Source organism: Lactimicrobium sp. (assembly GCF_036453465.1).
GTDB lineage: Bacteria > Bacillota_I > Bacilli_A > Erysipelotrichales > Erysipelotrichaceae > Bulleidia.
Genome location: NZ_JAZHUW010000028.1, coordinates 19,946 through 28,410 on the forward strand (window position 1 = coordinate 19,946; position 8,465 = coordinate 28,410).

At 42.6% G+C, this 8,465-nt stretch carries 7 protein-coding genes; 4 read left to right on the forward strand and 3 right to left on the reverse strand.

Annotated elements, in window-relative coordinates; genetic code table 11:
- Nucleotides 1-7: 7 nt before the first annotated feature.
- From SOI44_RS07640 to SOI44_RS07650, 3 genes are all read left to right on the forward strand, one after another.
- The gene (locus SOI44_RS07640) at nucleotides 8-1,492 is read left to right on the forward strand and encodes an aldehyde dehydrogenase family protein (RefSeq protein ID WP_331348617.1); all 1,485 of its coding nucleotides are present in this window, start codon (nucleotides 8-10) and stop codon (nucleotides 1,490-1,492) included.
- 206 nt (nucleotides 1,493-1,698) lie between these two features.
- A complete protein-coding gene (locus SOI44_RS07645) occupies nucleotides 1,699-2,514 on the forward strand; it encodes a CPBP family intramembrane glutamic endopeptidase (protein ID WP_331348618.1) in 816 nt (271 codons plus the stop codon).
- Between the two features lie 112 nt (nucleotides 2,515-2,626).
- Nucleotides 2,627-4,885, forward strand: coding sequence for an ATP-dependent helicase (locus tag SOI44_RS07650; protein WP_331348619.1), 2,259 nt, complete (start codon nucleotides 2,627-2,629; stop codon nucleotides 4,883-4,885).
- Between the two features lie 71 nt (nucleotides 4,886-4,956).
- Here SOI44_RS07650 and SOI44_RS07655 read toward each other — a convergent pair whose 3' ends face one another.
- Nucleotides 4,957-5,127, reverse strand: coding sequence for a hypothetical protein (locus SOI44_RS07655; RefSeq protein WP_331348620.1), 171 nt, complete (start codon nucleotides 5,125-5,127; stop codon nucleotides 4,957-4,959).
- A 94-nt stretch (nucleotides 5,128-5,221) separates the two neighbouring features.
- Nucleotides 5,222-5,515 (reverse strand): DUF6431 domain-containing protein, encoded by a 294-nt coding sequence (locus SOI44_RS10425; protein WP_442914586.1) that lies wholly within the window; start codon nucleotides 5,513-5,515, stop codon nucleotides 5,222-5,224.
- Between the two features lie 254 nt (nucleotides 5,516-5,769).
- On the opposite strand from SOI44_RS10425, the gene SOI44_RS07660 reads away from it, so the two are divergent.
- Complete coding sequence (locus tag SOI44_RS07660; protein ID WP_331348621.1) at nucleotides 5,770-7,044, forward strand: hypothetical protein; 1,275 nt, start codon at nucleotides 5,770-5,772, stop codon at nucleotides 7,042-7,044.
- Between the two features lie 615 nt (nucleotides 7,045-7,659).
- Here the strand turns inward: SOI44_RS07660 and SOI44_RS07665 are convergent.
- Entirely contained in the window at nucleotides 7,660-8,121 is a 462-nt protein-coding gene (locus SOI44_RS07665) for a hypothetical protein (protein ID WP_331348622.1), read from the reverse strand.
- Nucleotides 8,122-8,465: the final 344 nt, after the last annotated feature.

Below are 8,465 nucleotides of genomic sequence, written 5' to 3' on the forward strand. Positions count from 1 at the left end.
GTTTTCCATGAATACAGAATTGAAAAACAGATATGGTTTATTTATCGACGGACAGTTCGTTGAACCGGGTGCAGGTGAATATTTCAAGGTATACAATCCTGCCAATGGCGAATTGCTTTCTGAGGCAGCTGAGGCTACCAAGGAAGATGTTGACAAGGCAGTCAAGGCTGCCTGGAAGGCATTCCCGGCATGGCGTGACAAGGAACCGGCAGAACGTGCTGCGATCCTTGACAAGATCGCTGACATCATTGATGAAAACAAGGAACTTCTCGCCAGAGTTGAAACAATGGACAATGGCAAGCCGATCCGTGAGACACTGGCAGTTGATATTCCGCTGTCTGCCAAGCACTTCCGTTACTTTGCAAGTGCGGTGAGAACACAGAAGGGATCTGCTGTTGTACTGGATGGCGGCATGCTCTCCATTGAGCTGCGTGAGCCGATTGGTGTTGTTGGTCAGATTGTTCCCTGGAACTTCCCGTTCCTGATGGCAGCCTGGAAGCTGGCACCGGTTCTTGCAGCTGGTGACTGCACCGTGTTCAAGACATCTTCATCCACTCCGTTATCCGTCAATGTCCTGATGGATCTGATTAAAGACGTTGTTCCGGCTGGTGTCATCAATGTCATCTCCGGCAAGGGCAGCAAGGCAGGACAGTACCTGCTGGATCATCCGGATCTGAGAAAGCTTGCCTTCACAGGTTCTACCGAAGTTGGCTACAGTGTTGCCAAAGCAGCCGCTGACAAGCTGATTCCGGCAACCCTTGAACTTGGCGGCAAGAGTGCCAATATCTTCTTTGATGATATGAACTGGGATCAGGCTCTTGATGGCGCAATGCTTGGCATCCTGTTCAACCAGGGCCAGGTATGCTGCGCAGGATCCAGAATCTTCGTTCAGGATACCATCTATGATAAGTTCGTTGCTGCTCTGGCAGATCAGTTCAATAAGGTAAAGCAGGGCGATCCGCTGGATCCGGAAACCCAGATTGGTTCCCAGATCAATGCCGGTCAGGTCAAGAAGATCCTCTCCTACATCGACATTGCCAAGGAAGAAGGCGCGACGATTGCTACAGGCGGTGTGAAGAACAACGATGGCGATCTTGCCAAGGGCAACTTCGTCAAGCCTACGCTGATTACCAATGTGACAAATGACATGCGTGTTGCCAGAGAAGAAATCTTCGGGCCGGTGGCCGTTGTCATCAAGTTCCATGATGAAGATGAAGTCATTGCCATGGCAAATGACAGTGAATACGGCCTGGGCGGCGGTGTCTTCACAAAGGACATCACCAAGGCACTCAGAGTTTCCCGTAAGGTAGAAACCGGCAGAATGTGGGTTAATACCTACAACCAGATTCCGGAAGGTGCACCGTTCGGCGGTGTCAAGAAGTCCGGTATCGGCAGAGAGACAGATCTTGCAATCCTGGATGCTTACACAGCCAAGAAGAACATCATGATCAATCTCTCGGATGCGCCATCCGGATTCTTCCCTACAAAGTAACCAGTTCCCGATAATACTTCGTTCATAAATATCTCTTATTCCCAAACGGAAAACGGCTCCTGTGACAAACAGGGGCCATTTTCCATTTGTTCTGCAGCGTATATGTATCTGGTAATATAGATCCACACGCCAGAATGGTACAATAATCACTATTCTGGCTGTAATTGGATGAAAATAGGATTGTTATCTGAGAAAAGAGAAAACGAATGAAAGAAACTGCAAAAGGATATCTGTTAACCATTTTGAAAATCACTGTATTTTTTATTGGCTGGGCTGTTCTGACTGGAATCATTGACGTTCCTTCGGAGAATCCAGCTGTATGGAGATTCTTTGCAGAACTGATCCCATTCCTGATCATTCTTGCCTTCACGATCATTTTTATCCTTCTTGATCATGAACATATCCAAATTCCAATTGCACAAAATGCAGGAAGAGGAAGCTTGACTGGTTTACTTTGCGGAATTGTATGGATTGGCATATCTGCAGGAATCCTTCTGATCACGCATCATCTGATTGTTACAGGAGAAAACAAGGTTTCAATGATGTGGCTGTGGATCATTTCTGCATTGATCAATGTTATGATGCAGGAACTCCTGGTGCATGGATATATCTATCAGCTGTTAAAAACAAAATACAACCTGCAGTCAGCTGTGATTGTTACAACAGCATTATTTACACTGATGCATGGCGGTGCTTTTGAAGCAGGCATTCTTCCCGTTCTTAACGTCATTACGATGAGTTTATTCACAACAGCTTTATATGAAGAAGAAGGAACGCTGCTGGCACCTGTCATGGCACATGCGGTATGGAATATCATCGGTTCATTGTTATTGGGCGGTGTCAGTCTTGCGGATGATTATCCAAAATTACTGCAAATGGTACCATCTGGAAATACTCTTATTTCCGGAGGAACATACATGATCGAGGGAAGCGTCATCGTATTGATCGTGAATATCAGTCTGCTTGTTTTTTTCACTCTGAAAGCATTGAAAAACAGATCCATCAATACATCAGCAAACTAAGATCCACCACAGACAAGCATTTATATCTGTCACTGGAATATCTATCATTCCTTTTACAACTGTATGAATTGATTCTGTGCACAACAAGCTGCCAGTGGGATAATGGAGGCAGATGGATAAAGAAGCGTTTCTAAAACAATATACACATGGATTCAGCAAACAGCAGATCCAGGCTGTCACAACAGTGGATGGGCCTGTACTTTTACTGGCTGTACCGGGATCTGGCAAAACAACGGTTCTGATTGCAAGACTGGGTTATATGATCTATGTCAGAAACATTGATCCACGGTCTATCGTGGTAATAACGTATACAAATGCAGCCGCTGATGAAATGAAGGCGCGTTTTGCCAGACAGTTTACAGAAGCACTGGCTGATAAGATCACGTTTAAAACGATTAACGCCCTTTGCAATATGATTATCCGTACATATTCCGAAAGGGTTTCACATAACCAGGTTTTTGATTTGGCAAAAGACGATCAGACTACAAAACTGCTGAGAAAAATCTATGCAGACTATACCAAGGAGTACGCAACAGACAGTATTCTCAAGGAAATACGAACCGGTATCACATATGTAAAGAACATGATGCTGGATGAGAACGAGATCAAAGATATGAAGTTCAGCTTTGATCATTTTGATCTGATCTACAATGCCTATCTTGATGAAATGAAAAAGCATAAATGGATGGACTATGATGATCAGCTTGTCTATGCCAGATTGTTTCTTATGAAAGTTCCTGCTCTGCTGAAATACTACCAGCAGAGATACCAATATTTCTGCATGGATGAATCTCAGGATACATCCCGTATTCAGCATGAAATCCTGCATCTTCTTGCTGAGAAAAGTCAGAATGTGTTCCTGGTTGGTGATGAGGATCAGAGTATTTATGGATTCCGTGCAGCGTATCCGCAGGCACTTCTTGACTTTGAAAAGAACTGGCCTGATGCGAAAGTCCTTCTAATGGAAGAGAATTATCGATCCACCGGCAATATCATTTCTGCTGCTTCGGATTTCATCTCCAGAAATCAGTTCCGCCATCCGAAAAACATCAAAGCTGTGCGTAAGGAAGGTGAGCAGATTCATGTGATAGAGGTATCTGACAGAAGCGATCAATATACATGGCTGTTGGATCAAGCAAAAGAAAAGAAGAACAAATTTGCCGTGCTTTACCGTAACAATGATTCTGCCATTCCGCTTGTGGACCTGCTTTACAAAAATGAAATTTCCTTTCAAATGCGTTCCAATGATGCACTGTTCTTTTCAAGCCGTATTGTAAATGACATTCGGGATATCGTAACCTTTGCGTATTTTCCGGATAACCTTGAGATTTTCCAGAGAATCTACTACAAGTTCTCTCTTCAGATTTCTAAGAAAATGGCAGCTGCAGCGATGGAAAAGTGTTCTGCTTCAGGAAATACGATTCTGTTTGAATTGGTAAACGGTCAGGATTTACCAGGCTGGATGAAGGCCAAAGTGGTCAATCTTAGTAAGCAATTCAAGAAACTAAAGGAAATCTCCGGCAGCAGTCTCATCGATTTCATTACGGAAGAAATGGCGTATTCTGATTATGCGGAACATCAGAATCTGGATCTGTCCAAACTGGATATTCTCAAACAAATTGCCAGTTCTCAAAAAGATGGGCTGACATTCCTGAACAGGCTGGATGAACTGGAGAATCTGATCAAAAACCATCAGAATTCCAAAGATGCCAATCTGATTCTCAGTACAATCCATTCGGCCAAAGGCCTTGAATATGATCAAGTGTATCTGCTGGATGTGATCGATGGCATACTTCCTTTAAACAGCGATGATATTCAGATTCAGCAGGAAGAGAGAAGATTGTTCTATGTCGGTATGACCCGTGCTAAAAACTCCCTCTATCTCTTTCATATAGGAAATGAACGACAGTCATTTACAAATGAGATCATTTCCAGACTTCCAAAGGAAGTGATGCCTTCAGATGACATATTTGCTGCGCTAACACGAAATCTGATCGGAAGAACATATATTGATGCATCCGGCCATAAGGCAGTTATCATCGGTCAGTGCGGCGATGAAATACTGCTGAAGTATCCTCAGCACAAGTATGCTCTGACAAACCTGGCAGATATGCTGAGAAACAGAAGACATGTATATGCAAAAGAGGAACAGCAAAAGAAACAAAAGATAACCAGCAAACATAACAGACAAATTACAAACCTGGCACCCGGCATGCATATCAAGCACAAGAAGTATGGCCTTGGAAGGGTGAATAGGATATTGGATGGCAATGCTTATATCGCTTTTGAAGATGAAACTCGTATCTTCAAAATCATTACACTCTTTGACAAACATCTGATTGAGATCGTTGATGATGAAACATGGTATTAGACAACGTGCATCAGGGCAGAATGAGCAAAGAGAATATCACAGATCTGAACGATGCATAAGGCACTAACATTTTATTGAAGAGATCCACTATTGGAAGGAAGGTCTGACTGCGTCATCTTCGCATCAGTGCATGCCTTGATCAGTGCAGATTGAATCTGGTGCTCTACCTCCAGAGATTTCCATTCCTTTTTGAATTCAGGATCATTAAGATTTCTGGCTAAGCTTTTTTCAAAATCATCCATTTGTAAACCTCCTTGTTAATTTCACTGAGCTTCTTGTGTTTCTGATGAAATTATATCAAAGCATAGCAGCTGCGACGTTTGAATACTTACTGGATCATGATGCTGCATTGTCGTATATATTACACGCACGTAAATAAGCAAAGCTTGCTGGAATCGGTGAGAAACAGACTTGATTGAATAATGGCGTTTTGATAAATAATGCCAAAGGAATCAGAAAGTCCGGAAGCTCTCTGTGATGCCAGCGGCAGGGGGAAGGATTTGTGCATTTCAACCGCCGAATGAGATAGGTGCTTCTTTTATCGTAATAATCCCGGCCATAACGTGTTACTGAATCACGATAGACCAGTTTGTGGCTGCAGACAGGACAAGGAACAGTTTTATTACTCACAACACAAAAGAGTTTCTGACTTATCTTTATTTCTGATTTCAACAAGCTCGTAATCTGTGATACTAATCATGTTTTGCTGACCAGCCTCAGAGGTATTATTCGCAAGATAATAAAGGACTCTGAGGTTTTTTCCTTTCTAGCTGGTGACATGTAATAGTTAAATGAAAATGTCACCTTTCTGATTTTTTGAAAATGTCACCCTTTTACGGGATGGATATCAGTATTTGAGTAGAATGCCTCATTGGAGGTGTTCTATGAAGAACGATAAAGACAAGTCCGGAGCGTTGAAACTTCTGATTCAGAAGCAGAGCGATCCACATATCACTTACCAAGAGATAACTGAGAAAACTGGTTACAGTAAGAGACAGCTTATACGGCTTGCGGGGGAGCTGAATGAAAGGGATATGCAATCTATCCTTGTTCATGGTAATACCGGCAAGAAGCCAGTAACGACTGCCTCCGACCAAGAAGTCAGTTACTTAGAAGAATTCAAGAAAGCATATCCAAGCATTACCATAGCACAATTCAGAGATATCTACCGAGAGGATGTAATCTGGGGAAGAGATCCTGAGAGGAAAGGAGATGCAGCGAAATGTGGACTGAAGGATAGAAGTAAATCTTGGTTCAGAGATCTTTTCGTACGCGAAGGTTGGAAGTCACCAAGTGCCAAGCCGATTCGAACAGATGGTTCGCATGTATCGCATCCAATTCGTAGGCCGAGAGACCGCCGCGGAGAGCTGATCCAGATTGACGGCACTCCATATGATTGGTTTAACGATGACAGAGCGTACGCACTGCATCTTGCAGTAGATGATGCAGGAACCGAAGTGCTCGCAGGATGGTTCATGCCTACAGAGTGTACCAGAGGATATGCACGCATGATGCGTCTAATCCTTGAAAAGTACGGTGTTCCGATGGCAACATATTCTGACAAGGATTCTGTCTTCAGAAGTGTTAAATCCGGAAAGCCGTCACAGTTCGCGGACATGCTTGCCCGTCTTGATATCAAGATGATCTTTGCCAATTCACCACAGGCTAAAGGACGTGTAGAGCGGTACAACGGCACTGCTCAGGGACGCCTTCCGAATGATATCATTCGATTCCATATTCCACATAACTACAACACGCTGAACCGCTGGTTTAATGAGAAGTACATTCGTTATCTCAATGCAAAGTTCTCATTCCCGGTTCTGGATCCAGTCGATGCATTTCGTCCGCTTCCGACAGATTTTGATTATTCTGCCGTGTTCTATGCGGAATATCCAAGGACCATGAGAAACAATATGTTTTCGATGGGAAACTCATTGTATGAAGCCTTTGACGCTGATGGAGTAATGCTCGAAATCTATCAGAAGACACCTATTACCGTGAAGATTGATGCCTTTACTGAAGAAATGTACATCAATCGATATGGCAAACACTACAAATGCGTAAAGGTGGGCGAGCGTAGAAGAGATCCGATCTATGAAGCGGACAGTCAGAAGGACGTACAGCGCATCCTCAGTGTTCTGGAAGATCATAGAAAGTAGTATTCGTGACAAAACAGTAACAATTAGCAAACAGTGACAAAATCAAAAAATCTTAACACTTTCTAGCTGGTGACATTATAAAAAGCAGATCAGGACAATCAATCTGATCTGCGGATGGTCATTTCATGAGAGGCATAATAGTATTTCAGACATGATAAAGAATTGCATGCAGTAAGCAAAACCAGCAGATATCTGACGGCTATCCGCTGGTTTTGCTTTATGTATACATATTCGCATAATGTATGTTATACGACTAATGGATTTACCACATTTCTGTCAACTAAGTAGACATGTTAGTTTGCAATTCTATTTTAAACCGTGCAATTCTATTTTAAACGGGAAGTTCTTGTAGCACTTTAGACCTCGCAATTGCATTGTAATCGTCGGTGATTTCTCCGATTTGCCCGCCTGTTTACAATACAATTGCAAAGTCATGTCCTAAAATCAGTAGCTTTGACGCTCAGATTTACAATAGAGCTGGAAAAGTTTTTAAAACGCTTCTAATTGTTCTGCGGGTTTTTGAATCTTCTGTTCAGAAAAGATTTGGAATCTGACAAGACAGTTATTGAGTTCCTCCATCATGCGTCGGATGGCAGATCCTATAGTTTATCCATGTTACTTCTTAATTTGAGACATAGAATCCAGAATGCTGATAAGAAGATCCAGATTTGTTGAGAATGGCGGTCTGCATCCGTTTGCATAATCGTCTAAATATTTCTGGCATTCGGTTACGATCTGTTTTTCGTTTTTATTTATGGTGGACTGAATCATAGTCGCAAACGAATTGCCTTCTGTACGATATCTAATGAGGTATTTTTTGGTAACTGGAAACATCTTGATATAGTGTAAACCATGATGATTGCCCGTGCGGGTCGTTGATCTTGTAGGGAGCGCAAAATACTGGTTTTTTGGTGTTTTGGCGGAAATGTTCGATCGCAGTGGTACAGCAAAAGATCTGTTCACACCTTTATATTTTAAGCGGACAATTAGTGCACATGGGCGCGTTGTTTTTCTTAGAATCTCAGGATCATTCTGAAATTCTTTCAGCAATACCTGGTTAATCGTGACAATTTTCATAATGTTATTATAAATCCTAAAAAAGGAAGCCGCTAAACAGGCAGGCTTCCGTACACGTAAACGATATTCTACGCCGAAGCACCCCGTCGTTTTCGGAGGCAAAACATACACGTTCGCAATATTCTAACCGTTGCGATCGGTAGGCGTTTACCTATAAATAATATAGGACAACCCCTAAAATAAATCAAGTGTACTTGACTTCCTCACACGTCTGAATGTTACTGTTCACGGCTTAGCCGATGCGGCTATTTTGAAAAGACTGCCGATTTCTGCCGGCAGTCTTTTATCTCACACGAAAAATCATTGAGTCACGCGATACTGCGCTCAAAGATTTCACATACTTT

Coding starts and splice junctions, on each gene's coding strand:
- SOI44_RS07640 (WP_331348617.1), top strand. CDS start 8: ATGAATACAGAATTGAAAAACAGATATGGTTTATTTATCGACGGACAG.
- SOI44_RS07645 (WP_331348618.1), top strand. CDS start 1,699: ATGAAAGAAACTGCAAAAGGATATCTGTTAACCATTTTGAAAATCACT.
- SOI44_RS07650 (WP_331348619.1), top strand. CDS start 2,627: ATGGATAAAGAAGCGTTTCTAAAACAATATACACATGGATTCAGCAAA.
- SOI44_RS07655 (WP_331348620.1), bottom strand. CDS start 5,127: ATGGATGATTTTGAAAAAAGCTTAGCCAGAAATCTTAATGATCCTGAA.
- SOI44_RS07660 (WP_331348621.1), top strand. CDS start 5,770: ATGAAGAACGATAAAGACAAGTCCGGAGCGTTGAAACTTCTGATTCAG.
- SOI44_RS07665 (WP_331348622.1), bottom strand. CDS start 8,121: ATGAAAATTGTCACGATTAACCAGGTATTGCTGAAAGAATTTCAGAAT.